Origin of the sequence: Pseudoflavitalea rhizosphaerae, assembly GCF_003991355.1 — a bacterium.
Taxonomy (GTDB): domain Bacteria; phylum Bacteroidota; class Bacteroidia; order Chitinophagales; family Chitinophagaceae; genus Pseudobacter; species Pseudobacter rhizosphaerae.
On record NZ_RCSU01000003.1, the window covers coordinates 538,387 to 563,498 of the forward strand.

Genomic DNA, 25,112 nt, shown 5'->3' on the forward strand with positions numbered 1-25,112 from the left:
GTAGAAATCCTGACGATAGGCTTAGAGTGTTTTTAGAGCTTTCTTAATAATATCTTCTACTACGGAAAGGCCCGGTTCAGCTTTGAGTACCTTTTGAATAGCCTGTTCACCGGCGGCACGGGCAATACCCAGCGCCATCAGAGCATTTAACGCATCCTGACCCGTTGGATTGTACGATGCTGAAGGAATATTTGCGTCCAGCCTTGATTTGGCCATCTTATCCTTCAGCTCCAGAACAATTCTTTCGGCGGATTTTTTACCGATCCCCTTGATACTTTCCAACAGTTTGGTATTGGCTTCGGCAATAGCCCTCACTATTTCTTCAGGCTTTACGGAAGACAGCATCATCCTTGCGGTTGCTGCACCAACACCAGACACACTGATCAGCTGGAGGAACAGTTCTTTTTCAACAGTATCGGAGAAACCATACAGCACATGTGCATCTTCCCGGATCGCGAGATGGGTATAAAGCATCCCTTTTTCGAGGCCCTGGATGGCGGAATAAGTATTCAGACTGATCTGAAGTTCGTAGCCCACCCCATTGGCTTCCACCTGTACCACAGCCGGTGATTTATGCACGAAATTACCCCGTATAAAAGCGATCATGACTGCGAAAATAGGGAAAAACCACTTAATTATTATATAGATATGAATTGGTGAAATGATGATAACTTTTGGCGTATTTTTGTCGGCTTTATAATGGCAACCTTTATTTTAATTCCATACTAAATCGCAAGGATGAGTCAAAAAATCACTGCCGCCATCACTGCCGTAGGCGGCTATGTTCCTGAAGATAAACTGACCAATTTTGACCTGGAGAAAATGGTTGAGACCAATGACGAATGGATCCGCACCCGCACCGGGATCGAAGAAAGAAGGATTTTGAAAGGTGAAGGAAAAGGTACTTCCGATATGGCAGTTCAGGTAGTGTTGCAGATCCTGGAGAAAAAGAACCTGAGCCCCCTGGACATCGATGCCCTGATTATTGGCACTGTAACCCCGGACATGATGTTCCCCTCCACAGCCAACCTGGTTTGTCACAAGGCAGGGCTGAAAAATGCCTGGGGCTTCGACCTCCTGGCCGCCTGCTCGGGCTTCCTCTATTCCTTCTCTACCGGCGCAGCCCTCATCGAAAGTGGCCGTTACAAGAAAGTGATCGTGATCGGAGCCGACAAGATGAGCTCAATTATCGACTATAATGACCGCGCCACCTGCATCATTTTCGGCGATGGCGCCGCAGGTGTTCTGCTTGAGCCCAATGAAGAAGGCTATGGCATGAAAGACACGATTCTGAAAAGTGATGGTTCCGGTGAGCCCTACCTCCACATGAAAGCCGGTGGGTCACGCCGCCCCGCGAGCATGGAGACAGTTGCTAACAAGGAACATTATGCATACCAGGAAGGTCAGACCGTTTTCAAAGCCGCTGTTAAAGGAATGGCCGATGTTAGCGCTGAACTGCTGGAAAGAAATAACCTCACCGGTGAAGATATCGCCTGGCTGGTGCCCCACCAGGCCAACAAACGCATCATCGATGCCACTGCAGACAGGATGGGACTGAGCCACGATAAAGTAATGCTCAATATCATGCGCTATGGCAACACCACAGCAGCTACTATTCCACTCTGCCTCTGGGAGTGGGAAAAACAATTGAAGAAAGGAGATAATATAGTCCTCGCAGCCTTCGGTGGCGGATTCACCTGGGGCGCTACCTGGATCAAATGGGCTTACTAAAATAATCAAGATGGAATTCAACGTCCGGAGGGCCGTAAAGGCCGATTGCCCCCGATTGATGCAATTAATTGTAGAACTGGCCGTGTTCGAAAAAGAACCCGATGCAGTGACCGTTGCTCCTCAGCATTTTGAGGAGAGCGGTTTTGGCGAAAATCCCGTTTGGTGGGCATTCGTGGCTACCACTACAGACCCTTCGGGCGTTGAGACCATCCACGGATTTGCACTTTATTATATTCGTTACTCCACCTGGAAAGGTCAACGCCTCTACCTGGAAGACCTCATCATTACAGAAGAAATGCGTGGCAAAGGCCTTGGAAAACTCCTTTTCGACAGGGTATTACAGGAAACCCGCGAAAAAAAATTCAGCGGCATGGTTTGGCAGGTGCTCGACTGGAATGAGCCTGCCATCGATTTTTATAAGAAATACGGCGCCAAACTTGACCAGGGCTGGATCAACTGCTCACTGGAATTGTAAAAAAAGGTGTTAACTTAATGGAACAGAAACTCTGTTACCATGAGACAAATCATTTTCCTGGCGATCATCTTCTCCTTCGCCATTCACCTTCCCGCCTGCAAGAAAAGCAGCGGAGACGGAAACGGAGGCGGATCCAACAATAGCGATCGCCTCAAAGATTCCACCATTTTATACGCACGTGATATTTATTTGTGGTACGATAAGATCCCCTCTTCTTTCAAAGCCAGGAATTATGCAGATCCCGACGCCATCATGGAAGCAATCAGGGATTATAGTATCGAGCCCGGATTCACTGATCCGGTAGACAGGTGGAGCTTTGCCGTTACCAAAAACGTATGGGACGATCTCAGCCAGGGCATCAGCAGCGATTTTGGACTGGGTATCTTTTATTATAACTCCAATGATCTCCGTGTAAGCTTTGTGGAGCCCGCCTCTCCGGCAGGTAAAGCCAATATCAAACGCAGCTGGCAGATCAAACAAATCAACAACAGTTCCAATATCAGCACCAGCAATATCAATTTCGTATCAAACGCCATTTTCAACAGTACCAGTGTTACGCTCTTACTCGGCAGGGAGGGAAAGGCAGACACCACGGTTGCACTCACAGCCGCTACCTACCTGGAACAACCGATCATCCTGGATACCATCTATACAACCGGCGCTACCAAAACCGGTTACCTTGTTTTCAACTCCTTCCTCGGTGATACAACAAAGATCAAGAACGAATTCGCACGCATCTTCAACAAGTTCACCACAGCCGGTGTGAGTGATGTGGTGCTGGACCTCCGCTATAACGGTGGCGGGTATGTGCTTTTGCAGGATGAACTGGCCAATTACCTGGCGCCGCCAGATGCCAACGGCCAGATCATGGAAGAGCAAAAATTCAACAATAAATACTCCAATTATAATTCCACTTCAAGATTCAGCAGGAAAGGTTCCCTTGACCTGGACAGGCTATTCGTGATCGTTAGTCAGAACACGGCTTCTGCAAGTGAATTGCTCATCAATAGTCTGAAACCCTATCTCAATGTGCAATTGGTAGGTCCCACCAGAACGCATGGGAAACCCGTAGGCTACTTCCCCATTCCTGTAATGGACTGGTATATTTTCCCGGTTTCTTTCCGAACCGTGAACAAGAATGGACAAGGAAATTATTTTGATGGATTTACCCTGAACCACCAGGTTGGTGACGGGCTTGACAAAGCCTGGGGAGATATTACAGAAAGCTGCCTGGCAGCAGCCCTCAAGTACATCAGTACCGGCGCATATGCAAGAGTGGTAGAACCTAATGGCATTAGGCAATTGGAGCCGCAAACAGAAACCAGCAATGATCTGCTGGGAGCAAAACGCTTCAGGGGCGCCGTGGCCTTACCAAAGAACTTACACTAAACAATTAACGGATCTGGCGGAATTTAAGCAGATCTGTAAGACCGGGACGTTCATAAAAACGACCGATAATGATGGTCTTTTCTGCCGGATCCACCTTGAACTCATAGCCAGTGTAACTATTGGAATTATAGTAATTATAAACGTAGAGGCTATCGTTCTTCCGATAATATGCATATACACCACCGGGAGATCGATTGCTTCCGTCCCCGGCTTTAAACGCTTCCGATCCCATAATGAATACGCCTGCATTGGAAGGCGGCCTCCAGGGAAGTTGTTCCAACATAACTTTGGGGGCATTGAAATTGAGCGTATCCTTTTGCATACTGCTCTCCACCCATACACCTGCGTAGGGGCCATTCACATCATAGATCTGGAGTTCCGGTTCCGACTTATCTTTTTTACAAGCCGTAACAAACGCCAGCACCGTTATTAAGAAATACATCAACCTCATCAATATCTAAGTTTTTATTCTCCCCCTGCAGTTATGCTGCCGTTCCAAAATGGAAACAGGTCAACCGCATAACCACAAGGTTTATACAGTTGACCCGTTTTTGGGATAAAAACGTTGTTTTAGGCGTCAAAATTTGACAAATATCAATAAGTCATTTAGGCTACGCCTTCGGTAGTGACAGTTTTGTCGATTTTGTTGATCAATCCCTGCAATACTTTGCCGGGTCCCACTTCTGTGAAGCGGTTACCGCCATCTGCGATCATCGCCTGAACGCTCTGCGTCCAGCGAACAGCGCCGGTAAGTTGATCGATGAGGTTCTTTTTGATCTCTTCCCTGTCCATTACCGCTTTGGCCGCCACATTCTGGTAAACAGGGCAGGTAGGATTGTAGAAGGTAGTGGTTTCGATCGCGGTTTTCAGTTCTTCGCGGGCCGGCGCCATCAATGGAGAATGGAAGGCGCCGCCTACCGGCAGTACCAGAGCGCGTTTGGCTCCGGCAGCTTTCATTCTTTCACAAGCCACTTCAATTCCTTTGACAGTTCCGCTGATCACCAGCTGACCGGGGCAATTGTAATTGGCGGGCACCACCACTTCGCCGGTTTCGGCGGCAACGGCAGCACATACTTCTTCTACTTTTGCATCATCCAGTCCCAGCACTGCAGCCATAGTGGAGGGCTGCAGTTCACAGGCTTTCTGCATGGCCTGTGCGCGGATGCTCACCAGTTTGAGACCATCTTCAAAGCTCAGCACACCATTAGCCACCAATGCAGAAAACTCACCGAGTGAATGACCTGCTACCATTTCCGGCTTAACGGACTCAATGCCCTTAAAAGCGATCACAGAATGCAGGAAAACCGCAGGCTGTGTTACTTTCGTCTGGCGCAGATCTTCCTCAGTTCCTTCAAACATGATGTCGGAAATGCGAAAGCCAACTATCTCATTGGCCTGCTCAAACAGCTTCTTGGCAAAAACGCTCAAATTATAATGTTCTTTTCCCATACCCGGGAATTGTGATCCTTGACCGGGAAACACAAAAGCATGCTTCATAAGTTACCTGGGGTTTAGACAGACAAAAATGCCATAAAGGAATTATAAAACCAAAATCTTTGTAGCATACGAAAATCCGGTTCTTTGCAACAGCAGGTCCTGCGTGGATTCCCCGGAACAGGTCAGCTGCAGACAAAAATTCCTAGTGTAATCTGGAGGAGATCAGTTTGGTGAACTCGCTGCGTGTTTCGCTCTTTTCGAATTCTCCCCAGAAAGCGGAAGTAGTGGTAACAGAGTTTTGCTTCTGTACGCCACGCATCATCATACAAAGATGGGAGGCTTCAATCACCACGGCTACGCCCAGTGGACGAAGCGTTGTTTTGATAGCATCCAGGATCTGGGTGGTCAATCTTTCCTGCACCTGCAGTCTCCTGGAGAAAACGTCCACCACGCGTGCGATCTTGCTCAGCCCGGTGATATGACCGTTAGGGATATACGCAACATGAGCTTTACCGAAGAATGGCAGCAGGTGGTGCTCGCACATGCTGTACAGCTCGATGTCTTTTACAACGATCATTTCGCTTACTTCTTCACGGAACATAGCACTGGCGAGGATGGCATTGGCATCCAGCTGGTACCCCTGTGTAAGGTATTGCATGGCTTTTGCCATTCTTTCGGGAGTCTTCTCCAGTCCTTCGCGCTTCGGGTCCTCACCCAGAAGATTCAACACCTCACGGTAGTTTTCAATCAGCCCTGAAGTGATCTTATCTTCGTATTGTTCTGTTTTCTTGTAAGCCATTATAACAGTTTTTTGTTAGTTGTTCACCGGGTATTCCACGAAGTTCCGCTCTGTTTCATAGAGACGGACCTGCAGATCGAATTTGAGATCGATCTTTGCGCGCAGCAATTCGTAGATCACGATGCAGATATTTTCAGCTGTCGGATTACTGTCTTTGAAAAAAGGCGTATCAAGGTTAAGGTTCCGGTGATCGAAATGTTCAAGCACTTCATCGCGGATAAGATCGCTCAGGATTTTGAGGTCCATCACATAGCCGGTTTCAGGATCAGGCTCCCCCACCACTTTCACTACCAGTTCATAATTGTGCCCGTGAAAATTAGGATTATTGCATTTACCGAATACGGCATCATTCTTTGCCATATCCCATGCGGGATTGTACAGCCTGTGGGCTGCATTGAAATGTTCTTTCCGGAATACGGCTACTTTCCTGCTCATATCAAATGTATTACGATAATTGCTTTAAAAAGTTTGGCTTATTCGCCAAAGTATTCAACAAAAATCCTGGGTGTTTCGTACAGTTTGATGCAATGCAGTTTTACAGCAGGGGGCAAATGCGGCTGCAACTGCTGCCAGATGGCAATGGCCAGGTTTTCCGTAGAACAGAGCTGCCCTTGCATGAACTCAACGTCCATATTGAGATTCTTATGGTCCAGCTTGTCCAGCACAAATTGCTGTATTAGTTTGCTCAACTGCTTCACATCATACAGGAATCCGGTATCGGGATCAGGCTTGCCTTTGATGGTGACCAGCAATTCATAATTGTGACCATGCCAATGTTCATTGGCGCATTTGCCAAAAACTTCTTCATTCTTTTCTTTGCTCCAGGCGGGGTTATATAGCTTGTGAGCGGCATTAAAGTGTTCAACACGAGTCAGATACACCATAGATCATAATTAAATTGCCGCGCAAAGGTACAATTTAATGGGTTTACATCTCCTATCTTTGCCAGCATGGAAATAATGCTGGTTTCCGCCACTCCGCTGGAAATTGCACCTGCACTGGAATGGCTGCAAAAAAATGAGTTCCGCACAGAAGCAGGAATAACTGTAAATGCAGTAATCACCGGCATCGGCAGTATGCAAACTACTTACCACCTGATGCATGCCATTCAACAGCAAAGACCCGATGCAATGGTCCAGGCCGGTATCGCAGGCAGCTTTTCCCTCAACTGTCCCCCGGGCACAATTGCAATTGTTCAGGAAGAATCATTTGGTGATCTTGGCGTGGAAGAAGATGGGAATTTCAAGGATGTATTCGATATGAACCTTCAGCAGGCAGCCGTATTCCCTTTTACAGATACCGCATTGCTCAATCCATATACATCGTATTGGGCCCATCTCGGGCTGCCTTTTGTGAAAGCGGTTACCATTAACGAGATCACTACTTCGCCTCAACGCATCCGCATCCTGCAACAAAAGTATTCCGCAATTGTTGAATCTATGGAAGGCGCTGCATTCCATTACGTGGCGCTTCAGCAAAAAATCCCATTCCTGCAATTGAGGGCCGTCAGCAATATGGTGGGCGAAAGGGATAAAAAGAACTGGCTGATGAAAGAGTCCATCCATCTGCTCAACCAGCAACTGATCAACATACTGCAGGAACCGGAATTATTTAGTGAACAATAACTGATCAACATGAAACTTACGCTTGGCTTTTCTCCCTGCCCGAATGATACATTCATCTTCGATGCACTGGTGAATAAGAAGATCGATACGGAGGGTTTGGAAGTGGAACCGGTACTTGAAGATGTGCAAACCCTCAACGAATGGGCATTACAAGGACAGCTGGATATCACCAAGATCAGTTATGGTGTACTCCCGCTGATCATTAAGGATTATATCGTACTCAATGCAGGTGGTGCACTTGGCAAAGGCGTTGGACCGCTCTTCATTACCCGCAATGACGGAGAAGTGAAACCGGTGGAGGAAATGACCGTTGCCATTCCCGGAGAACAAACCACTGCACATATGCTTTTCTCACTCGCCTATCCGCAGGCGAGGAAAAAGAAATTCCTGCTCTTTTCTGAAATTGAAGATGCCATTTTGAGTGGACAGGTAGATGCCGGTGTGATCATTCACGAGAATCGTTTTACATACAAGGATAAAGGATTACTAAAACTCGCAGACCTCGGAGAATACTGGGAAACCACTACCAGCAATCCTATTCCATTAGGCGGCATCGTGATCAAACGCAATATCGATCCTGTTCTGCAACGACGTGCAGACAGCCTCATCAGAAAGAGCCTTGAATACTCATTTGCGCATTATCCCGTTGTAACGGATTATGTAAAACAGCACGCGCAGGAAATGAGTGAGGCCGTGATGCGCCAGCATATCGATCTGTATGTAAATGATTATTCGCTGGACCTGGGCCCGGATGGCAGATCAGCCGTAAAGAAATTCCTGGATATTTATGGTAACCTGCACCAGACTCCTGTGAATGGAGCGGAGATGTTTTTGGAGAATAACCTGTAACAATTTTTCCGTGTGCTGGCAATCGCTCGCCTCCGGCGAGTGATTCATATTCGTTCGCCTCCGGCGAACACCGTGTCGCCGGAGGCGACGGAATAACCGTCACTCGCGGGGACGCGAGCGACTGCTCCCCGGTTTTGCATCACTCCCTCTTCAACGCCTTGCTGTACACTTCCAGGCAACGTTTTCTTGCAAACTCATGATCAACTATCGGTTCGGGATAACCGAAATCATCCAGCTCAGGAACCCATCTTCTTACATATTTCAATTCCGGATCAAATTTCTTTGCCTGTAATGCGGGATTGAATACACGGAAATAAGGTGCTGCATCACAACCGCTTCCTGCCGCCCATTGCCAGTTACCATTGTTGGACGCGAATTCGTAATCCAGTAATTTCTCCGCAAAGTAGGCTTCTCCCCATCGCCAATCGATCAGCAAATGCTTGCACAGGAATGATGCCACGATCATGCGCACACGATTATGCATGAAGCCCGTTGCATTAAGCTCACGCATGCCGGCATCTACAATGGGATAACCTGTTGCGCCTGCACACCATCTTTCAAATTCCTTTTCATTATTGCGCCAGTGGATCAGATCATACGCTGGTCTGAAAGCCTTTCCTTGTGCTACATGCGGGAAATTCCAGCAGATCATCTGGAAGAAATCGCGCCAGATCAGTTCATTCACAAAAGTGGCGCTCAATGGCATTGTCTGTTGTAACACTTTGCGAATACTCACGGTACCGAAACGCAGGTGAACGCCTAAATGAGTAGTGCCCTGTAACGCAGGGATATCGCGCTGTTCCCCGTATCGCCGGATGATCGACTTCTTCAGCACAGTTGCAGGAAATGATTGATCCGACTCTTTAAACCCGATCTTCCTCAATGAAGGAATAGCAATTGCTTCCTGCTTAAAAAAGTTGGAAAAATATTTTCTGTTGGGATAAGACTGCCCGTAATAATCATTCAGCGTGGCCAGCCATCGTTTACTGTAGGGCGTGAATACGGTGTAAGGTTTTCCATCGTCTTTCACTACTTCGTTCTTTTCAAAGATCACCTGGTCTTTGAATGTATGAAGCGGAATATTTTGTTCGTTCAGTAAGATGCGAACCGCTTCATCCCTGTCTTTTGCGTAGAGTTCATAATCATGATTGGTGTATACGGCGGCAACAGGATAGTGCTTCAACAACTGTGCGAATGCATTCAGTGGAGTGTCATGCATTACCTGCAATGCAGAACCCTGCTCCAGCAACTGCTCCTGCATGCCCTGCAATGCGGCATGAATGAATGCAACCCTGCTATCTTGTTTATTCCCCAGCTGATCGAGAATATTGGTATCGAAGATGAATACAGGCAATACAGGTTCAGCCTGCCTGAGGGCATGATAGAGGCCGGCATTGTCATCAAGACGAAGGTCGCGGCGAAACCAGAAAACATTTAGTTTCTTCATACAACAAATGCGATTGACAGTTTCATCTCATGGAAGATGAATGGTTGATGCAGCTATAATGTTTTAATGATGCAATGGCCTGATCAGCTGATCATAGAGCTGTGTGGTGAGTGAATGACCGTATTTCTTTTCCCCGCACTGGGCCACCCAGCGGATCCCGCTGATGGCATTGGTAAGGAAAACTTCGTCGGCTTCTGCAAGATCCTCTGCAGTGCCGGCCTGTTCTTTCATCGTTAGCCCTGTAATGCGTTCGCATTGTTCCAGGAGATAACGGCGCATCACGCCGGCCACACAGCCTTCAGACAAAGGCGGAGTAAAGATCGTTCCATTTTTGACCCAGGCAATATTTGCGATGCTTGCATCGCAGATCCGGTCAAAAACGTTCAACAAAACAGCATCATTGAGCTGATTCCGTTTTGCAAACTGTGCTGCCATCAGGTAAGGAAGATAATTGTTCGATTTGAGATTGGCGAAAGCGTCGCATGTTTTTCTTGCATCGGCATAGATGCCGGTCTGCAAACCATTTTGATTGAGTTGCAGCGCATGTTCCTGTAATGGCCAGCATTGGATGAGCAACTGAGGCTGCATGCTTTCAGGGTCATAGGGGCCGCCGTTTGACCTTAGTATGTTTAATCGGATGCGGGCAGCTTTTTCAGTTTTGTTCCTGCGAACAAGCTGCAGGATATTTTCCGTAATGAACCCACGGGTAAAATGTTTGGGTATCTCGAATTGAAGCAGGGTAAGCCCGTGAAAGAGACGGTCGAAATGGGCATCTGCAAGTAGCAGCCTGTTATCGAGGAGCTTAAAGGTTTCGAAGAGTCCATCGCCATATCGAAGCGCGCGGCTATTGGCGCTGATCACAGGAGAACCGGCGGGAATGAAAGAGCCGTTGTAATAATCGAATGTTGACATGAATGGTTGCGGGTGACTGTTCACAGTTGGGATCACTGTGGTACAGCAACCCGCAACAAGTAATATTAATTGCCGTTCTGATCGATGATGCCATTCTTCACTGCATACATCACCAGGCCAGCCATTGATTTAGCCCCTGTTTTGGTTTTTAATTTATCACGGATCGCTTCCACCGTACGAGGGCTTATTTCCACAATATCAGCGATCTCCTTGGTGGTTTTCTCTTCGCACATGAGCTTCAGCACACGCATTTCCTTATCGGAAAGATTCGCATCCTGCGGACCGGCAAGGTCCGTTCGTTTGGTGCGAAGTCCCGTGAGGAGTGCTTTATTGGTGAGCTCATTGAAGAAGAATTCCTGCTCGAAACAGGTTTTGATAGCCTGGTAAATGGTTTCCGAGTCGGAGTTTTTGGTGAGATAAGAATTGGCGCCGATCTCCATGAGCTTACTGATCATGGAGTGATCATTGTGCATGGAGAGCACAATCACTTTTGCTTCGGGGCGAACCTTCCTGATCTCTGGAAGTGTTTGGATGCCATCCATGATAGGCATCTGGATATCAAGGAGAATAACATCGGGCTCTATGTGTTTCAACAGATTGATCAGTTGCATGCCATTGTCTGCTTCCGCAATGAGTTCCACATCTTTTTTAGCCGACAGGGCCGTTTTAACGCCTGCCCTGAAAAGGGCGTGATCATCCGCAATTGCTACTCTTATGAGCCTTTCTCCATCTGGTTTTTTCATACGGTTCTATTGTATTTAATATTGAGTTCCAGGTTTAGTTTGATAAGGCATCAAACTGAGGGGTTGAACACCTGGTTCTAACCGTGCTCAAAATGATAATTTTTCGTGACAATTACTATAGCAGATTTACGAAATTATACTATTTCGGAATATACAGGAAACTATTTATAAACAGGAAATCTACGATACAAAAACGTTGTTTTACGAAGTCAACAATGGAAATTTTCTAATGCGGTTGGTAAATACCGTATTTTGAAAATGAAGCAAATCTGCTCTTGTGCACATAGTTATCCACAAGTATTTTTGTTATACAAGTTGATTGACGAGGATTAGCAACCTCACACCATCCAATGTCCTTATAATAACCGTCCAGAAAAGTATTCCAATATCTATGAAGCCGGCAAAATCCAATGTCAATCAACTTTCTTTCTTTTTATTTCCTGGCTGATATTCATTGTTCCCCTTTTCACCTTCCTGTTTTCCATTTATTTCATTACCGAATTAATCATCTGGGTTTTTCATAATCATGGTGATATTCAACAGCAACCTGCCATCCTGTAACTTTTCCCCATAAGCTCCCCGACTGCATTTTGCATTATATTTTTTCATAATTTTATTCAGACCGCCTTCGTTCTGAACCTTTCCTTTCTGAAACCTTTCAACGGTCCCTATCCTGGTGCATTAGCCCGGTCCTGTTACTAAATTTCCCATCCCCGTCATTTGGCTAAGGTTCTGGTTAGTTTCTTAACCTGCACATTTCCCTTACAAAATTCTTCTCAATTAGCAAGGGGAAAAAAAACGCAAAATCCCGTTTTTTTTCCCCTTGCTGCTTATTCATCTCCTCTTACTTTTGATCAGTACACATTTTTCGTATGCACATCACCGTTATGTTGCATAAATGACATTAAACCTTGTAAGATGGTCACTGATCCTTCTGCATCATACATCCGGATAATTTTTTCTTTAAAACGTCTTAGTTGCTCTGCCAGCAATACCCCGGCCCTTTCCGTGCTACTCGATGTTTGCTGCCAGGAGAGCCTTTTCCCACCTATTAACAGCTCTCCCCCGTTAAGTTCCATGGGTCTACCCGGACCCATGGACTTATTCTTTAAGGATGCTACGTCAATACAGCAGAATTAACCATAACAATGCTGTGCTTATTATTGCGCTCAACTTCCACTCAACCCTTCATACTGAACCGGCAGAAATCCCATTGAATAAATCCATCACCAAAAACCAAATCTGTATGAACCAACTCTTCATCAGTTTTTTTGTTACCAGCGCCATGAGCATGCTGGTATTCATTGTACTCTTACTGATTACCATCACACTTCAGTTCCGGAAGAAACATTCCTGGTTCCATTGGTCGGCACGCAGCTTTGTTTCCGTTTTCAGGATCCAGTTGCTCAACACGGAAATGCGCGCACAGGAAGCAATTTTCCGCATGATCTCAAGAGAGATACATGACAATGTTGGGCTTACACTCACCGCCGTCAAGCATTTTCTCTACCGGCTCAAACCAAGACAGGACCCAGATGAAGCCCGCTACCTCAAAGGGTCTATGGGAATGCTCAGCCGGGCTATGGACCAACTCCGTCATATCAGTCACAGTATGAATGGTGATGTACTGGAAGATCAGGGCCTGGTGAATGCCCTTCAACAGGAAGTTGAAAGGATCAATCAATTGGACCATTTGCAGATCTCATTACATGTGGAAGGTGAAGAGAAAACCTTCGAGCCTTCCAAAGAGATTGCCGTACTGCGAATGATCCAGGAATCCATCAATAATGTGATCAAGCATGCTAAAGCCAGGATAGTGGATATCCAGCTCAGGTTCTCAGACAACCGTTTGGATCTTCAGGTCTGTGATGACGGTATTGGGATTGGTGCAGCGCTGGAAAAAAAAGTAATGGGCAACGGGTTGGCAAATCTGCATAAACGTGCGGAGTTGTTGCAGGGTTGCTGCACTATAACCAGCAATCAACCCAAAGGGACCACCATTGCCATTTCAATACCTATCAACTAATAAACCATGAAATCAAATACTATCTATACTGTTGGTATCGCAGACGATCACAGCATTATGCGTCAGGGCGTTGCAATGATGATCAATTCATTCGGCGGATTCTCAGTTGTACTGGAAGCAGGAGACGGTGCCGAAGTATTGAAACAACTTGATGCAGGCAATATACCTGATCTGATACTACTGGACCAGAACATGCCTGAAATAGACGGGTATGCTACCGCAAAATATCTTATGAATAATTATCCGGGTATCCGTGTGCTGATGTTTAGCATCTATAATTCCGACTCTTTCCTGATCCGCTTCTTACATGCAGGAGCAAGAGGATTTGTCCGTAAGGATGCGGACCTTGCTGAGTTGAAGCTGGCAATGCAGACTGTGATGGAAGAAGGCTTTTATCATTCGAACGACACAGCGGGAAGGATCACCACTACTTATCGCAGTCCATTCCGCGATGAATTGCTCGGTAAAAGAACATTGACAGACCAGGAGGTTGAGTTCCTGAAGCTGATCACTTCAGAAGCAACCTACAAAGCCATTTCTTCCATCATGAGCATCCCAATGCGCGCACTTGATACGATCAGGGATAATCTGTTCATCCGTTTGGGAGTGAAGAACCGCGTTGGACTGGCTATGTATGCCATCCGCAGCGGTATCGTCCATATCTGACGGATAGCTTTTTGCTTTCTAGTTTGTCCATGTAATATTAATCCCTCCCAATGAGAGCTCCGGAAGCCTGCACCTGGCAAGGCTTAGAAGAAACTATGCCTGCTTCAGGAACAGCCGGAAAGGACGCTGCTTTATTATTGCGTCGTTACCGGTAATGAAGACAGGTCCTGATCAGCAGGTTCAGGAAAATGGCATAGTTATTCAGACAGATTGGTGAGCCGATCTGTGCGGGCGGCTTATCAACTGTGTAACCTGGCCAAGGTGCCGGCTCCGGTTTTTAATCGATCAACTTATTGCGCATGCCATACATGATCAATCCGGCAATGGTTTTTGCTCCAACTTTGGATTTCATATTTTGCCTGATGGTTTCAACTGTGCGCGGGCTGAGAAATACTTCTTTGGAAATCTCTTCCGTGGTTTTGTCTTCCGCCAGCAACCTGAGAATGCGGATTTCCTTTTCTGAAAACTTGATGGGATTTGGGTAGAATTGTCTTACCTGTTTCTTGGTTTGAAGTTTGGAAAGTACAGCTTTATTAACAAGATCGTTGAAATAGAAGTCTTCATTCATGCAGGCAAGGATAGCCTGGTAGATTTCTTCCGGATCTGATGTTTTGGTGAGATAGGCATTGGCGCCCATTTCCATCATTTTGGTGATCATTTCCTGATCATCGTACATGGTGAGTACTACGATTTTTACATCGTTGTATTCTTTGCGGAGGATGCCGATGGCATTCACACCATCCACCTCCGGCATCCGGATGTCCATGAGGAGTACATCCGGCTTTTTCAACTTCATCTTGTGCATCAGGTCTTTTCCGTCCTCTGCCTCCCAAAGGATCTTCAGATATTCTTTGCCTTTGAGAGCCATCTTAATGCCGTCGCGGAAAATCTTGTGATCGTCGGCTATTGATACCTTGATTACCAGTTCAGCGCTCATAACGGGGCAGGTTTGACTTTATTGGTTGGGTTAGTAACGTACTAAACGATGCCGGTGGACCATCATTGTACCGGGAGAAAAATCCCGTTAAAAATCCGTTGATTACACCGTGCCGGATACTCTCAATCAGCCACACCATTGTCACGGCAAACGCTGCCGTTGCTGCTTCATGCCATTTCCTTTCTCTCCGGATCCTTAACAGGCGCCGGTTCCTGTAACAATGGTAGTTAGTTTTATTGAAACGGTATCGGGATTTTACCAACACCCGGTACTGGAATATCTACGAACCTAAAAGTAATTACTGAACGGCCAAAATCAAGCAATAATGCTCTTGTAGCTTGAAATACACTACAATATATTTGTGCTGAAGTTGATTGGTACAGAATTGGCAACCTCTTCGATCATCCAATGTCCTGAGTTTACCGTCCAAAAACTAATTTCCAAATATCCACTGAAAGCCGTGTCAAATCCAATATCAGTCAACTTCTTCTTTTTTCCAATTATCTTTTGAAAAAACGGCTCCCTCTTTTATACTCCAGTTTATCATTTTTTTGCCTGAATGGCAATATTTAGCTTGATACCCACTACCTCCTCTTTCCAACAGTCCCGTTTTTAAGATCCTCAAAACCTTGGGAATACTTTTCCACAATCCGGCATGATTTGTGAATAACCTCGATGGAGTTCGTAAGTTTTCCAGATTAAATTGCGATTTTTACCATAGTAAAAATACGGTCTATAAACAGAGTTTCTACTCATTTTTATATCGTAGTAATACCCTGAAATTTCTCGTAAACCCACGACACGCTTGAATTGCAGGCAATTTAAACCATTTCACCGAGCCTTTCTACCTGTTGCCCACCTTTTTTTTTGGAGGTTCTTTTACCACTCGGAACTACTATTCTAAACCTCTTAAACTTACTACTATGATGCAAAACGAACTCATCACTAAACGCGATATCAAGGCTATTGGTGAAGAGATCGGCTTCGAGCTCGGAGCTACAATGGTTAACGACTACCAAACAGCCAATCCTCAGGATGCTTATTGCTACGTAATCGGTCGTAACATCATCGAAAACATCCTTGCTCAACCTGGTTGCGTAGGCATTCAGTTCTACAACGCTTACAATGAAATGGGCGAAAAAACTTTGGTTTATGTAGGTTTAGACGCTGATGGCAAAGCCATCCTCGAGTACGCTACTGTAAACCAGGAAGGCCAACTGTCAACCAACAAAGGCATCGTGGCCGACCGTATTGTTCGCAGGCCAAGCACTCCACCGCCCACTTCGCCTGAGCCCGACACATTCACCTGGATCGTCGATTAAATAGAATTTATTTGAACTTCATGATGCCTTTTATATATTTGACCCCAAATGCTGTTCAAATATAGAGGCTCTACTTCAACATATTACTATTTATTCCCACTTATTACCCTTATTACTGTTCGTCATATTCTTTAAAAGAAACAGAAGAACAGAGATAAGGGTAATTTTATTTTATTGCGGATACGCTTTTCTGAATGATCTCACTATTTCCAATCTGAGCCTTCGGACCAGTGAATCGAACAATTTTCTGATCTATATCCTGCTGAGCGTTTTCACTGTTTTCGAATATTTGTTGTTCTCAGCATTTATCTGGCTCAACCTGCGGAAAGGCGTCTTCAAGAAGATCGTACTGATCGCATCCCCTTTCTTTCTGACCTTTTCTTTCTTTGAATTCTTCAGAACACAGGGATCATCCATTGACTCACTGAGTATTACAGTGGAATATCTCCTGCTTATCATATTCTGCCTGTTCTATTTCTTCAAAGAGATCAATCAACCCGAATCTGTATTCATCTATTCCTCGTACACTTTCTGGGTAATTGTAGGCATTCTCATCTATTCCACGGGAACTTTCTTCTTTTTTACCTATTCCAGGAATTTAAGTGATGAAGAATGGGCCAAATGGTCAGTCATAAATTATATATTTACTATTATTAAGAATATTCTTTTTGGAATTGCCGTGATCATGCCCAAAAAGAACGATACGCTCCAATCCCAGGAAAAACATTACAGGGATCAACTCTTTGATCCACCACCACTAAACCCATTATAAAAAACCAATTACCTGTTCATAGGCCATGCTCTTCCTCCAGATAAGCAGCACTGATAGCCCCGTTTCCCTGGTACTGTTCTTTGGTACAGTAGGCATGTTGGCATTGACCATCGGCCTTATCGTCTTCATCATCTTCCACCAACGGAAAGTGATCCGCTACCAGCTTCAGTTACAGCGGCTGGAGCAGGAGCAACAGAAGATGCTGCTCAACGCCTCCATCCGCCTGCAGGAAGAAGAACGCCAGCGCATAGCCGCGGACCTTCACGATGATGCAGGCCCACTCCTCGCCACCGCCCGCTTGTATCTGAACGAGAACCTCGTAAACCTCGATAAGACTTCGCAACTTCAAAGCATCTACAATGCCAAGCAGATCATCGATGATACCATCCAGCTGATCAGGAATATCTCACATAGCCTCATGCCCCCCACCCTGAAGAATTTCGGGCTGGAATCTGCCGTGAACGACCTCTTCCAGAAGATCAGCGGCTCGGGCAGCATGAACGCCAGTTGCAGGTTCCATGATTATCGCGACAGGCTCCATCCGGACCAGGAGCTGATCATTTTCCGCGTTATACAAGAGTTGGTGAATAATATCCTCAAACACAGCAATGCCAGTTTCATTCATGTTACCCAGAATCTCGGCGGAAACAAGCTGTATATCAGGATGCACCACGACGGGAAGGGAATTACCCAGAGCGATTTCGAGAAACTCAACAAAAGCAACCAGGGCCTGGGTCTAAAAAATATCCAGAGCCGCCTCAAGCTCCTGCACGGAAGAATTTACTTTGAAAAAGACATGTCTCAAACCTATTATAAAGTAACCATTGAAATACCAAGAGTTGAGGAAGAAGTAGTAGCAGAATGATTCAATGGTTCATGTTCATACATTCTGTAAATTTAGACTGCCAATATCATAAAAACAATGGGACCCATTAAAGTTGCTATCGCAGACGACCACAAGATCTTTCGAAAAGGAGTGATACTTTCCCTCCGTCCCTACACAAATATCAAATTTGTGCTGGAGGCGGAGAACGGGCAGGAACTGTTAGACAATCTGCCGGGATTGACGGAGCAGCCTGATGTAATTCTGATGGACCTTAGAATGCCGCTGAAAGACGGAATTGAAACCACCAAGATCATTGCCCGGCAATATCCGCAGATCCATGTGATTGCGCTGACCATGTATGAAGATGAGCGCTTCGTCAGTCATATGATGGAAATCGGCGCCAACGGATATTTGCTCAAAAGCGCTGATCCTGCCGAGATCAAGAAAGCCATTATGGAAGTAATGAGCAAAGGCTATTATCTCAACAATTTCGTGAACAGGATATTGTTGAAAAAATCGCATGCCCGCCAGAAAGTAGTGCCAACGCTCAATAGCGAGATCACCCTGAGCGATCGTGAAAGAGATGTGATCAAGTACATCTGCATGGAATTCACAGCGCATGAAATTGCACAGAAGCTGGAAGTGAGCCCCAGAACTGTGGAGGCGATAAAAGACCGGTTGATGGAACGCTTTGGCTCCAAGAACACTGCCGGCCTTGTTTTCTTTGCCGTAAAAAACAACCTGATCGATTAGATTTATTACTCTATGAAACCCCGGTTACAGACTTGTAGCCATTATGGTAAATGCCGGAACTATACAGAACACCCTTTGCATCATCGCCATGCTGGCTGCGCTGGCGCCGGCCCTGATCATCCTGTTCAGACGGGTGTGGCAATCGGATATACTGAACTTCCTGATGGTGTTCTCCCTCCTCAGTTTCATGCACCAGCTGCTCACGGGAATCATGCCGGCTAACCAAATCGGCTACCACTTCACACATGCAGCTTTCAGTCTTGGTGAATTCATCCTGTTGCTCTTCCTGCTCAGACCTCCGGCAGATCCCAGATGGAAGCGCGATCTCTTCTATATCTTTTCCATCGCATTCCTCTCCGTGATCATCACTGTGTATGCCATCACGGGTGCCGCGTCTTCCGGAAGCACTATAATGGTTTTACAGAACCTGATCCTGCTGGCAGCCTCCATTGCAGGTTTAATACAGTTACTTAGATCAGGAGAAGTATTCATTTTCCAGTTGCCGCTTTTCTGGATCATTGCAGGTACCATCGCCTTCTCCTGTATGGAACTGTTGCTGGCAATGGTCCCATACAACGGGAACGGACAGCCGCAAAGGGAAATGGCTATCATGCAATCACTCGTTATCATTATCAGGAGCGTTTTCTTCATCATCGCCGCATCCACCAAAATAAAGAACCCTGCAGTGAAGCACACTACAGGGTTTAAAGAGTTCAGGTACTGATGGGACGAGATCGCCGGAGGCGATCAAATAGAAGTCACTCGCGGGGACGCGAGCGACTGGGCACAGCATAAATATTTTCGTCAGATCTTCATTTCGGGAATATCTCCTTCGATGATGAGCTTGCCGGCAGTTTTCGATTTGATCTCCTCCACAGTCACGCCAGGAGCACGTTCCAACAATTTGAAACCGCCTCCGGGCATTACTTCCAGCACAGCCAGGTCAGACACGATGCGCTTCACACAGTTCACTCCTGTAAGCGGCAGCGTACAGGCCGGCAGTACTTTCGATTCTCCTTTAGGGTTAGTATGCATCATCGCTACGATGATATTCTTGGCGCTGGCCACCAGGTCCATCGCTCCTCCCATCCCTTTCACCATTTTCCCGGGGATCTTCCAGTTGGCAATGTCTCCGTTCTCAGAAACTTCCATCGCACCCAAAACCGTGAGGTCAACCTTCCCGGCGCGGATCATTCCAAAACTTTCGGCGCTGTCGAAAAAAGCGCTGCCGGGAATGGTAGTAACTGTTTCCTTGCCTGCATTGATCAGGTCAGCATCTATTTGCTCTTCGTCGGGATAAGGGCCCATACCGAGCAGTCCGTTTTCTGACTGCAGCATGATGCTCATTCCCCCAGGGATATAATTGCTCACCAGCGTGGGGATGCCGATGCCAAGATTAACATACATACCATCGCGCAGTTCCTGCGCAATACGTTTTGCAATACCGAATTTATCTAAAGCCATAAAAGCATTTGAAGATGAAAAAATTGAACAGGTCAGAGCTTTACCGTGCGTCTTTCGATCCGTTTCTCATAATTACCGCCCTGGAAGATGCGATGAACGTAGATCCCGGCCACATGCACATCATCCGGATCGATCTCTCCGGGTTTCACCAGCTGCTCCACTTCCGCAATGGTGATATCACCGGCTTTTGCCATGGAAGTAGAGAAATTACGGGTGGTTTTGCGGAATACCAGGTTGCCCAGGGTATCACCTTTCCAGGCCTTCACAATGGAGAAAGACGCATGCAGCGCATGTTCCATGAGGTACATCTTTCCATTGAACTCACGCACTTCTTTGCCTGCAGCTATTTCTGTTCCATAACCTGCCGGCGTATAAAAAGCGGGAATGCCCATACCGGCCATCTGTATGCGCGTTGCGAGTGTGCCCTGCGGAATAAGGTCCACTTCCAGTTCTCCATTGAGGAGCTGGCGCTCAAACTCCGCATTCTCTCCCACATAGGAGCTCATCATTTTTTTGATCTGGCGGGTCTTCAGCATCAGGCCCAGTCCGAAATCATCCACACCGGCATTATTGGAGATGCAGGTAAGGTTCTTCACCCCACTGCGCACCAGCGCCGCAATACTGTTCTCGGGGATACCACAAAGACCAAAGCCACCCAACATGATGGTGGCTCCGTCCTGTATATCTTTTACTGCCTCATCGGCATTTGCAACAACTTTATTCATATCTGACAAGCGAATTTTAGATGGTAAAAATACAGATAAACCAGGAGGCGGGAAGCAGCGGCTTATGGCGCCGGTTTCAAACGCTGGTCCATGGCCTTGTTGCGTAACCTGTTGAGCACGGAATCCTTCCTGCGTTTCAGGTCCGCTGAATCCGGTTTTATTTTGGGGTTGACTGTACTACGCTTTAAATTTTTAGCGATAGAGTCTGCTCTCAATTTGTTGGCAACCGAGTCAGCTTTCCGTTTGTTGGCGATAGAGTCCCTGTAAAATTTAGCGTATACAGTGTCCTTCATTTTCAGGTTCTGTAGTGAATCTTTTCTCTGTTGTTCACGCTGGCGTTCCTGCAACTCTTCATCCCTTTTACGATTGGCTTGCGTATAGATGGAATCGAACATCGACTTACTGATATCCGGGCGCGACAAATAGAACCTGTAGCTTTTCAGGAATTCTTCCTGTGTAATATCATGGATCTGGAATACCTGGTCGTAGAGTTTGAGGGTCTCCGTTTTGATATCCTTGCGTTTGGAGGTATCCGAAGGAAAATAGGTGATAGCATAGCGATCCGCCAGGATCATATCCCACATCACTGCCTGCATCGACTCACGGTCCAGCACACCTGAAGGGACTTTATTCTTATCAGAGCAGGCGCCGAAACCCAGCGCCAGGGCTACTCCTATGATCAATACGATATTGCCTCTCTTCCGCTTCACTAAGGGTGAACGCATCATTTCAATTCCGATTTATAGGTGTTGGCGTTGGAGATATCGATCTTCTGGAGGATATCCCGTGCTTTCTGTTTTTCTTCGGGTGTGGCTTTTTTGAAGATCTTGATCAGTTCCTGGGATTTGCCCTGCAGGAAGAAAGGGATGATCATCGTATTGCCGATATCGTTATTGAGGCTGTTGAGCATGCTGAGGGTATTCAGTACTGCTGTACGCCCTTCATTCTCGTTCTCATACATATGGTCCATTCCCAGTCTGTAATAGCTGTACATGGCATCATGAATGGAATTATAGCGGTTGTTCACCAGGTTCTCCACCAGCCAGTAGCGATTGCGCAATCCGTCGAATGCTTTCCAACCGGTAATATCCCTGTTTTCCGGAGCATTGTTCACTACATTCTGTGCTTTCTGGAAATAAGGATCGCCGCCGCGAAGTGAATAGGAATTGAAATCGAGGCCCAGGATCATGTACACATAATACGCAAACACAGCGCTGAGGTTGGATACCAGCGGGTCTGAGCCTGACACACGATTATCGTTGAACTCGAAGGGCTGGAATTCCACATAGCGGAAAGTAAGGCCATCGTCCTGGAAATTGATCAATGGTGTTTCGTAGTTGGTATTGAACACCGGTCGTGCAGCCTGCACCGTTAGTGTGGCTTTGTATACATTTCCCGGTTGTGCTTCCAGGATGTTCACGAGGAAATTGCAATTGATCTTTTCATTGGCCTGAAAAGTTTCATTGGTCCATTTCCTGTTATTGAGAAAATTATTGATGGTGTTCTGCAGGGTGGAGAACACTTTCTTGTCTGTTTGTGAGCTCACGCGGCCGGCATTGATGCTGACGCGGGCATTGAGCTCCTGCGCCTGTATCATGATCGGCAAAACAGCCACTGTGAGTATCAGCAATATCTGTTTACGCATATAGCATTTTTACAATTCTGTCAACAATATCCCTGGCTACTTGTGTTTTGGGTTTACGTTCGTAGGGGATCTCGTTTCCGTCTTTCTCGAAGATGGTGACCTTATTGGTATCAAATCCGAAACCGGCGCCATTGTCGTTGAGTGAGTTCAGAACGATCATATCCGCATTCTTCTTTTGAAGTTTTGACTGCGCATACTCCCTCTCGTTACGGTTCTCCAATGCGAAGCCTACCAGTACCTGTCCATTATGTTTACTGGCACCAAGGCTGGCCAGGATATCTTTCGTTTTGGATAATTCCAAAGTAAAATTGTCTTCCGACTTTTTGATCTTTTCCTGCGATAAGTTGGTTGGACTGTAATCGGCCACAGCAGCGGACATTACTGCCAGTGAAGCCGATGGCCAGTGAAGTGTGCAGGCCTGGTACATTTCTTCGGCTGTTTGTACACGTTGTATCTCAATACCTTTTGCCGTAGTGGTGTAAGAAGAGGGACCGAGTACCAGGTGCACTTCCGCTCCCCTGCGGGCCAGTTCTTCTGCAATGGCGATCCCCATTTTACCGGAAGAGTGATTTCCGATAAAACGAACCGGGTCCAGTGGTTCGTATGTAGGTCCTGCAGTAACCAGGGCGCGTTGCCCTTCAAGGTCCTGCCGCTGGAAAAGATGATCTTCCAGGTATTGAAGGATGTGTTCAGGTTCGGCCATACGGCCATCGCCGTGCAGGCCACTGGCAAGCTCGCCTTTGTTTACAGGTATCACCTTATTACCGAAGGATCCGAGGCGTGCCAGGTTATCGCGTGTTGTGGGATGATGCCACATATCCTCATCCATCGCAGGCGCTACTACAACAGGGCAGGTGGCCGAGAGATAAGTAGCGAGTACGATATTATCACATTGGCCAGTAGCCATTTTTGCGAGCGTATTGCAACTGAGCGGGGCGATAAGCATTACATCTGCCCAGCGCCCGAGCATTACGTGATTGCTCCAGGCCTCTTCCGTGAACAGCTCTGAAATAACCGGATGTTTTGAAAGAGTTGACAGGGTAAGCGGGGTAACGAAATCTTTAGCTGAAGGAGTTAGCACCACACGGACTTCCGCGCCGGCTTTAATGAGCAGGCGGACGATGAGGATGGATTTATAAGCTGCGATGCTTCCGGTAATGGCCAGCAGTATTTTCTTTCCCTGGAACATAGGCTAAAATTAAGAAGTTTCTGACAGGTAACGATATACGCGGTCCAGCAAGTTACGGGGCCTTGTTCATACAAAAAAAGCGACAGAACGATTCTGTCGCTTCACGAATTTTAGTTATCTCCAACAGCCATATTTAGCTGAACAGATCATCCTCGTTCTTGCGATGGTAGATCTTGTCTTCCAGGAATTCCTGGGTAGCCAGCAGCGCAGGATTCGGCATGCGCTCATATGCACGCGAGATCTCGATCTGCTCTTTGTTCTCGTGGATCTCTTCGAGGCTGTCTGTATGGCTTGCAAACTCTTCCAGCTTATTGTGCAGTTCCTCTTTCAGCCCGATATTGATCTGATTCGCACGCTTGGCAATGATGGCGATGGACTCGTACACATTACCAGTCTTGGACTTGATCACATTCAGATCTTTGGTTTCTGCTACGTTAGTGGTGTTGGCACTAATTTGGCGTCTTAGCTTGCTCATTAGATGGATCTTTGATGTTGTTTTTAGATAATGTCAGGTAATTGTCCACTTCCTTGCGCAGTTTACTCTCGGGGAAGCGATCAATAAAATCGTTGCATTCAGTCACCACCTGCTCAAAGCGGGTCAATTTCTTGTCCTCGATACTGTTGGATGCGAACTGATAATATGATTTGATCACCTGAAATTTATATTCGTCGCTTTTTTCAGAATCCGGAAAATCGTTCATCAGGGAGGTGTACGCTATTGCGGCTGCCCTGAAGTGGCCCATATTGAAATAGAGCTCGGCGCTCTTATGCGCTTTGTCTTCCATTTTCTCACGGCATTTATCAATGATTCCCGAAGCTTCTTTGGACCGGGGAGATTCCGGATGGGTATTGATAAATGTTTGCATCAGGCCGATCGTTTTCTGGGTATTGGTTTGGTCCAGTTCAGCTTTCGGGCTCTGACGGTAAAAAGTATAGGCTCTCATGTATTCCATTTCCTCTGCCTTCGGACTATTGGGGAACACTTCCACAAATTGCTTGAAGAGTGATTCCGCATTGGGCCAGTCTTTGAGGTAATAGCTGCAATAAGCGTACTTATAAAAAAGATCTTCGAACTGCGGTTGCCCTTTCAGCAAGGGGAACAGTTCGGCATAGAGCTGTGAAGCAAAATGGTACTTCTTGGCTACATAGTATTTTTCCGCCATCCTCAACTTATACTCATAATCGTTGCTCTTTTGCACTTTGGCAAATTTGGAGCAGGAAACGGCTGTAATGGCCAGGAATACGAAGATGACAGTTAATCTCATAAAAGTGGGCAAAGTTAAGGATTTAGGTACAAATATTAAAGGATTAGTTATTAACCTCAAAAAGAGGAAGTTAATAAAATTGTAAAACCCTTTGATCCAGCCGCCGGGTTATCCG

General features: G+C 46.4%; 29 protein-coding genes. 12 read left to right on the plus strand and 17 right to left on the minus strand.

What is annotated here, in order from left to right:
* Positions 1–21: 21 nt before the first annotated feature.
* Positions 22–606: a Holliday junction branch migration protein RuvA gene (gene ruvA, locus D9Y29_RS07890; RefSeq protein WP_127126741.1), complete on the minus strand. Its 585-nt coding sequence runs from the start codon at positions 604–606 to the stop codon at positions 22–24.
* Positions 607–738: 132 nt separating this feature from the next.
* Here ruvA and D9Y29_RS07895 point away from each other — a divergent pair, with 132 nt between their 5' ends.
* The 3 genes from D9Y29_RS07895 to D9Y29_RS07905 are packed head-to-tail and all read left to right on the plus strand — an operon-like array spanning position 739 to position 3,595.
* On the plus strand, positions 739–1,731 hold the full coding sequence (locus tag D9Y29_RS07895; protein ID WP_127126743.1) for a beta-ketoacyl-ACP synthase III: 993 nt from the start codon (positions 739–741) through the stop codon (positions 1,729–1,731).
* A 10-nt stretch (positions 1,732–1,741) separates the two neighbouring features.
* The gene (locus D9Y29_RS07900) at positions 1,742–2,206 is read left to right on the plus strand and encodes a GNAT family N-acetyltransferase (RefSeq protein WP_127126745.1); all 465 of its coding nucleotides are present in this window, start codon (positions 1,742–1,744) and stop codon (positions 2,204–2,206) included.
* A gap of 39 nt (positions 2,207–2,245) precedes the next feature.
* Positions 2,246–3,595 (plus strand): S41 family peptidase, encoded by a 1,350-nt coding sequence (locus D9Y29_RS07905; protein ID WP_127126747.1) that lies wholly within the window; start codon positions 2,246–2,248, stop codon positions 3,593–3,595.
* A gap of 4 nt (positions 3,596–3,599) precedes the next feature.
* Here D9Y29_RS07905 and D9Y29_RS07910 read toward each other — a convergent pair whose 3' ends face one another.
* The 5 genes from D9Y29_RS07910 to D9Y29_RS07930 all read right to left on the minus strand — a co-directional run bounded on the left by D9Y29_RS07910 (position 3,600) and on the right by D9Y29_RS07930 (position 6,715).
* Positions 3,600–4,049 (minus strand): hypothetical protein, encoded by a 450-nt coding sequence (locus D9Y29_RS07910; RefSeq protein WP_127126749.1) that lies wholly within the window; start codon positions 4,047–4,049, stop codon positions 3,600–3,602.
* Positions 4,050–4,201: 152 nt separating this feature from the next.
* A complete protein-coding gene (gene fabD / locus D9Y29_RS07915; RefSeq protein WP_127126751.1) occupies positions 4,202–5,092 on the minus strand; it encodes an ACP S-malonyltransferase in 891 nt (296 codons plus the stop codon).
* Between the two features lie 142 nt (positions 5,093–5,234).
* Entirely contained in the window at positions 5,235–5,831 is a 597-nt protein-coding gene (gene folE / locus D9Y29_RS07920; RefSeq protein ID WP_127126753.1) for a GTP cyclohydrolase I FolE, read from the minus strand.
* Between the two features lie 15 nt (positions 5,832–5,846).
* On the minus strand, positions 5,847–6,266 hold the full coding sequence (locus D9Y29_RS07925; protein ID WP_127126755.1) for a 6-pyruvoyl trahydropterin synthase family protein: 420 nt from the start codon (positions 6,264–6,266) through the stop codon (positions 5,847–5,849).
* A gap of 38 nt (positions 6,267–6,304) precedes the next feature.
* Positions 6,305–6,715, minus strand: coding sequence for a 6-pyruvoyl trahydropterin synthase family protein (locus D9Y29_RS07930; RefSeq protein ID WP_127126756.1), 411 nt, complete (start codon positions 6,713–6,715; stop codon positions 6,305–6,307).
* Positions 6,716–6,781: 66 nt separating this feature from the next.
* On the opposite strand from D9Y29_RS07930, the gene mqnB reads away from it, so the two are divergent.
* Together mqnB and D9Y29_RS07940 are read left to right on the plus strand one after the other, a co-directional pair.
* On the plus strand, positions 6,782–7,456 hold the full coding sequence (gene mqnB, locus D9Y29_RS07935) for a futalosine hydrolase (RefSeq protein ID WP_127126758.1): 675 nt from the start codon (positions 6,782–6,784) through the stop codon (positions 7,454–7,456).
* A 9-nt stretch (positions 7,457–7,465) separates the two neighbouring features.
* Positions 7,466–8,305 (plus strand): 1,4-dihydroxy-6-naphtoate synthase, encoded by an 840-nt coding sequence (locus D9Y29_RS07940; protein ID WP_127126760.1) that lies wholly within the window; start codon positions 7,466–7,468, stop codon positions 8,303–8,305.
* 139 nt (positions 8,306–8,444) lie between these two features.
* On the opposite strand, the gene D9Y29_RS07945 is transcribed toward D9Y29_RS07940, so the two are convergent.
* The 3 genes from D9Y29_RS07945 to D9Y29_RS07955 all read right to left on the minus strand — a co-directional run bounded on the left by D9Y29_RS07945 (position 8,445) and on the right by D9Y29_RS07955 (position 11,407).
* Positions 8,445–9,752: a cryptochrome/photolyase family protein gene (locus D9Y29_RS07945; protein ID WP_127126762.1), complete on the minus strand. Its 1,308-nt coding sequence runs from the start codon at positions 9,750–9,752 to the stop codon at positions 8,445–8,447.
* A gap of 63 nt (positions 9,753–9,815) precedes the next feature.
* A complete protein-coding gene (locus D9Y29_RS07950; protein ID WP_127126764.1) occupies positions 9,816–10,664 on the minus strand; it encodes an aminotransferase class IV in 849 nt (282 codons plus the stop codon).
* A 65-nt stretch (positions 10,665–10,729) separates the two neighbouring features.
* On the minus strand, positions 10,730–11,407 hold the full coding sequence (locus D9Y29_RS07955; protein WP_127126766.1) for a response regulator transcription factor: 678 nt from the start codon (positions 11,405–11,407) through the stop codon (positions 10,730–10,732).
* A gap of 1,246 nt (positions 11,408–12,653) precedes the next feature.
* On the opposite strand from D9Y29_RS07955, the gene D9Y29_RS07960 reads away from it, so the two are divergent.
* On the plus strand, positions 12,654–13,433 hold the full coding sequence (locus tag D9Y29_RS07960; protein ID WP_164735309.1) for a sensor histidine kinase: 780 nt from the start codon (positions 12,654–12,656) through the stop codon (positions 13,431–13,433).
* A 6-nt stretch (positions 13,434–13,439) separates the two neighbouring features.
* Positions 13,440–14,099 (plus strand): response regulator transcription factor, encoded by a 660-nt coding sequence (locus D9Y29_RS07965; RefSeq protein ID WP_127126770.1) that lies wholly within the window; start codon positions 13,440–13,442, stop codon positions 14,097–14,099.
* Between the two features lie 277 nt (positions 14,100–14,376).
* On the opposite strand, the gene D9Y29_RS07970 is transcribed toward D9Y29_RS07965, so the two are convergent.
* Positions 14,377–15,036 carry a response regulator transcription factor gene (locus tag D9Y29_RS07970; RefSeq protein WP_127126772.1) on the minus strand — a complete coding sequence of 220 codons (660 nt, stop codon included), beginning with the start codon at positions 15,034–15,036 and terminating at the stop codon, positions 14,377–14,379.
* A 923-nt stretch (positions 15,037–15,959) separates the two neighbouring features.
* Here D9Y29_RS07970 and D9Y29_RS07975 point away from each other — a divergent pair.
* The 5 genes from D9Y29_RS07975 to D9Y29_RS07995 all read left to right on the plus strand — a co-directional run bounded on the left by D9Y29_RS07975 (position 15,960) and on the right by D9Y29_RS07995 (position 19,433).
* Positions 15,960–16,358, plus strand: a complete 399-nt coding sequence (locus D9Y29_RS07975) for a hypothetical protein (RefSeq protein WP_127126774.1) — start codon at positions 15,960–15,962, stop codon at positions 16,356–16,358.
* Positions 16,359–16,650: 292 nt separating this feature from the next.
* On the plus strand, positions 16,651–17,130 hold the full coding sequence (locus tag D9Y29_RS07980; RefSeq protein WP_127126776.1) for a hypothetical protein: 480 nt from the start codon (positions 16,651–16,653) through the stop codon (positions 17,128–17,130).
* A 25-nt stretch (positions 17,131–17,155) separates the two neighbouring features.
* The gene (locus tag D9Y29_RS07985) at positions 17,156–17,995 is read left to right on the plus strand and encodes a sensor histidine kinase (protein ID WP_127126778.1); all 840 of its coding nucleotides are present in this window, start codon (positions 17,156–17,158) and stop codon (positions 17,993–17,995) included.
* 57 nt (positions 17,996–18,052) lie between these two features.
* The gene (locus tag D9Y29_RS07990) at positions 18,053–18,709 is read left to right on the plus strand and encodes a response regulator transcription factor (protein WP_127126780.1); all 657 of its coding nucleotides are present in this window, start codon (positions 18,053–18,055) and stop codon (positions 18,707–18,709) included.
* Positions 18,710–18,752: 43 nt separating this feature from the next.
* Positions 18,753–19,433: a hypothetical protein gene (locus D9Y29_RS07995; protein ID WP_127126782.1), complete on the plus strand. Its 681-nt coding sequence runs from the start codon at positions 18,753–18,755 to the stop codon at positions 19,431–19,433.
* A gap of 80 nt (positions 19,434–19,513) precedes the next feature.
* On the opposite strand, the gene D9Y29_RS08000 is transcribed toward D9Y29_RS07995, so the two are convergent.
* The 7 genes from D9Y29_RS08000 to D9Y29_RS08030 form a co-directional block, all read right to left on the minus strand.
* Positions 19,514–20,173 (minus strand): 3-oxoacid CoA-transferase subunit B, encoded by a 660-nt coding sequence (locus D9Y29_RS08000; protein WP_127126784.1) that lies wholly within the window; start codon positions 20,171–20,173, stop codon positions 19,514–19,516.
* Between the two features lie 32 nt (positions 20,174–20,205).
* Positions 20,206–20,898, minus strand: a complete 693-nt coding sequence (locus D9Y29_RS08005) for a CoA transferase subunit A (protein ID WP_127126786.1) — start codon at positions 20,896–20,898, stop codon at positions 20,206–20,208.
* Between the two features lie 62 nt (positions 20,899–20,960).
* Positions 20,961–21,626 carry a DUF4296 domain-containing protein gene (locus D9Y29_RS08010; RefSeq protein ID WP_127126788.1) on the minus strand — a complete coding sequence of 222 codons (666 nt, stop codon included), beginning with the start codon at positions 21,624–21,626 and terminating at the stop codon, positions 20,961–20,963.
* Entirely contained in the window at positions 21,623–22,543 is a 921-nt protein-coding gene (gene porD / locus D9Y29_RS08015) for a type IX secretion system protein PorD (protein ID WP_127126790.1), read from the minus strand. Before porD ends, D9Y29_RS08010 begins: the two co-directional genes overlap by 4 nt.
* The gene (gene coaBC / locus D9Y29_RS08020) at positions 22,536–23,732 is read right to left on the minus strand and encodes a bifunctional phosphopantothenoylcysteine decarboxylase/phosphopantothenate--cysteine ligase CoaBC (RefSeq protein WP_127126792.1); all 1,197 of its coding nucleotides are present in this window, start codon (positions 23,730–23,732) and stop codon (positions 22,536–22,538) included. The genes porD and coaBC overlap by 8 nt, the downstream gene beginning before the upstream one ends.
* Before the next feature lie 133 nt (positions 23,733–23,865).
* Positions 23,866–24,207 (minus strand): DNA-directed RNA polymerase subunit omega, encoded by a 342-nt coding sequence (locus D9Y29_RS08025; RefSeq protein WP_127126794.1) that lies wholly within the window; start codon positions 24,205–24,207, stop codon positions 23,866–23,868.
* Positions 24,182–24,997 (minus strand): outer membrane protein assembly factor BamD, encoded by an 816-nt coding sequence (locus tag D9Y29_RS08030; RefSeq protein ID WP_127126796.1) that lies wholly within the window; start codon positions 24,995–24,997, stop codon positions 24,182–24,184. The genes D9Y29_RS08025 and D9Y29_RS08030 overlap by 26 nt, the downstream gene beginning before the upstream one ends.
* Between the last annotated feature and the right edge of the window lie 115 nt (positions 24,998–25,112).

Excerpts from the sequence above, each read along its gene's own strand:
- ruvA (WP_127126741.1), bottom strand. The coding sequence starts at position 606 with ATGATCGCTTTTATACGGGGTAATTTCGTGCATAAATCACCGGCTGTG.
- D9Y29_RS07895 (WP_127126743.1), top strand. The coding sequence starts at position 739 with ATGAGTCAAAAAATCACTGCCGCCATCACTGCCGTAGGCGGCTATGTT.
- D9Y29_RS07900 (WP_127126745.1), top strand. The coding sequence starts at position 1,742 with ATGGAATTCAACGTCCGGAGGGCCGTAAAGGCCGATTGCCCCCGATTG.
- D9Y29_RS07905 (WP_127126747.1), top strand. The coding sequence starts at position 2,246 with ATGAGACAAATCATTTTCCTGGCGATCATCTTCTCCTTCGCCATTCAC.
- fabD (WP_127126751.1), bottom strand. The coding sequence starts at position 5,092 with ATGAAGCATGCTTTTGTGTTTCCCGGTCAAGGATCACAATTCCCGGGT.
- folE (WP_127126753.1), bottom strand. The coding sequence starts at position 5,831 with ATGGCTTACAAGAAAACAGAACAATACGAAGATAAGATCACTTCAGGG.
- D9Y29_RS07925 (WP_127126755.1), bottom strand. The coding sequence starts at position 6,266 with ATGAGCAGGAAAGTAGCCGTATTCCGGAAAGAACATTTCAATGCAGCC.
- D9Y29_RS07930 (WP_127126756.1), bottom strand. The coding sequence starts at position 6,715 with ATGGTGTATCTGACTCGTGTTGAACACTTTAATGCCGCTCACAAGCTA.
- mqnB (WP_127126758.1), top strand. The coding sequence starts at position 6,782 with ATGGAAATAATGCTGGTTTCCGCCACTCCGCTGGAAATTGCACCTGCA.
- D9Y29_RS07940 (WP_127126760.1), top strand. The coding sequence starts at position 7,466 with ATGAAACTTACGCTTGGCTTTTCTCCCTGCCCGAATGATACATTCATC.
- D9Y29_RS07945 (WP_127126762.1), bottom strand. The coding sequence starts at position 9,752 with ATGAAGAAACTAAATGTTTTCTGGTTTCGCCGCGACCTTCGTCTTGAT.
- D9Y29_RS07950 (WP_127126764.1), bottom strand. The coding sequence starts at position 10,664 with ATGTCAACATTCGATTATTACAACGGCTCTTTCATTCCCGCCGGTTCT.
- D9Y29_RS07955 (WP_127126766.1), bottom strand. The coding sequence starts at position 11,407 with ATGAAAAAACCAGATGGAGAAAGGCTCATAAGAGTAGCAATTGCGGAT.
- D9Y29_RS07960 (WP_164735309.1), top strand. The coding sequence starts at position 12,654 with ATGAACCAACTCTTCATCAGTTTTTTTGTTACCAGCGCCATGAGCATG.
- D9Y29_RS07965 (WP_127126770.1), top strand. The coding sequence starts at position 13,440 with ATGAAATCAAATACTATCTATACTGTTGGTATCGCAGACGATCACAGC.
- D9Y29_RS07970 (WP_127126772.1), bottom strand. The coding sequence starts at position 15,036 with ATGAGCGCTGAACTGGTAATCAAGGTATCAATAGCCGACGATCACAAG.
- D9Y29_RS07975 (WP_127126774.1), top strand. The coding sequence starts at position 15,960 with ATGATGCAAAACGAACTCATCACTAAACGCGATATCAAGGCTATTGGT.
- D9Y29_RS07985 (WP_127126778.1), top strand. The coding sequence starts at position 17,156 with ATGCTCTTCCTCCAGATAAGCAGCACTGATAGCCCCGTTTCCCTGGTA.
- D9Y29_RS07990 (WP_127126780.1), top strand. The coding sequence starts at position 18,053 with ATGGGACCCATTAAAGTTGCTATCGCAGACGACCACAAGATCTTTCGA.
- D9Y29_RS07995 (WP_127126782.1), top strand. The coding sequence starts at position 18,753 with ATGGTAAATGCCGGAACTATACAGAACACCCTTTGCATCATCGCCATG.
- D9Y29_RS08000 (WP_127126784.1), bottom strand. The coding sequence starts at position 20,173 with ATGGCTTTAGATAAATTCGGTATTGCAAAACGTATTGCGCAGGAACTG.
- D9Y29_RS08005 (WP_127126786.1), bottom strand. The coding sequence starts at position 20,898 with ATGAATAAAGTTGTTGCAAATGCCGATGAGGCAGTAAAAGATATACAG.
- D9Y29_RS08010 (WP_127126788.1), bottom strand. The coding sequence starts at position 21,626 with ATGATGCGTTCACCCTTAGTGAAGCGGAAGAGAGGCAATATCGTATTG.
- porD (WP_127126790.1), bottom strand. The coding sequence starts at position 22,543 with ATGCGTAAACAGATATTGCTGATACTCACAGTGGCTGTTTTGCCGATC.
- coaBC (WP_127126792.1), bottom strand. The coding sequence starts at position 23,732 with ATGTTCCAGGGAAAGAAAATACTGCTGGCCATTACCGGAAGCATCGCA.
- D9Y29_RS08025 (WP_127126794.1), bottom strand. The coding sequence starts at position 24,207 with ATGAGCAAGCTAAGACGCCAAATTAGTGCCAACACCACTAACGTAGCA.
- D9Y29_RS08030 (WP_127126796.1), bottom strand. The coding sequence starts at position 24,997 with ATGAGATTAACTGTCATCTTCGTATTCCTGGCCATTACAGCCGTTTCC.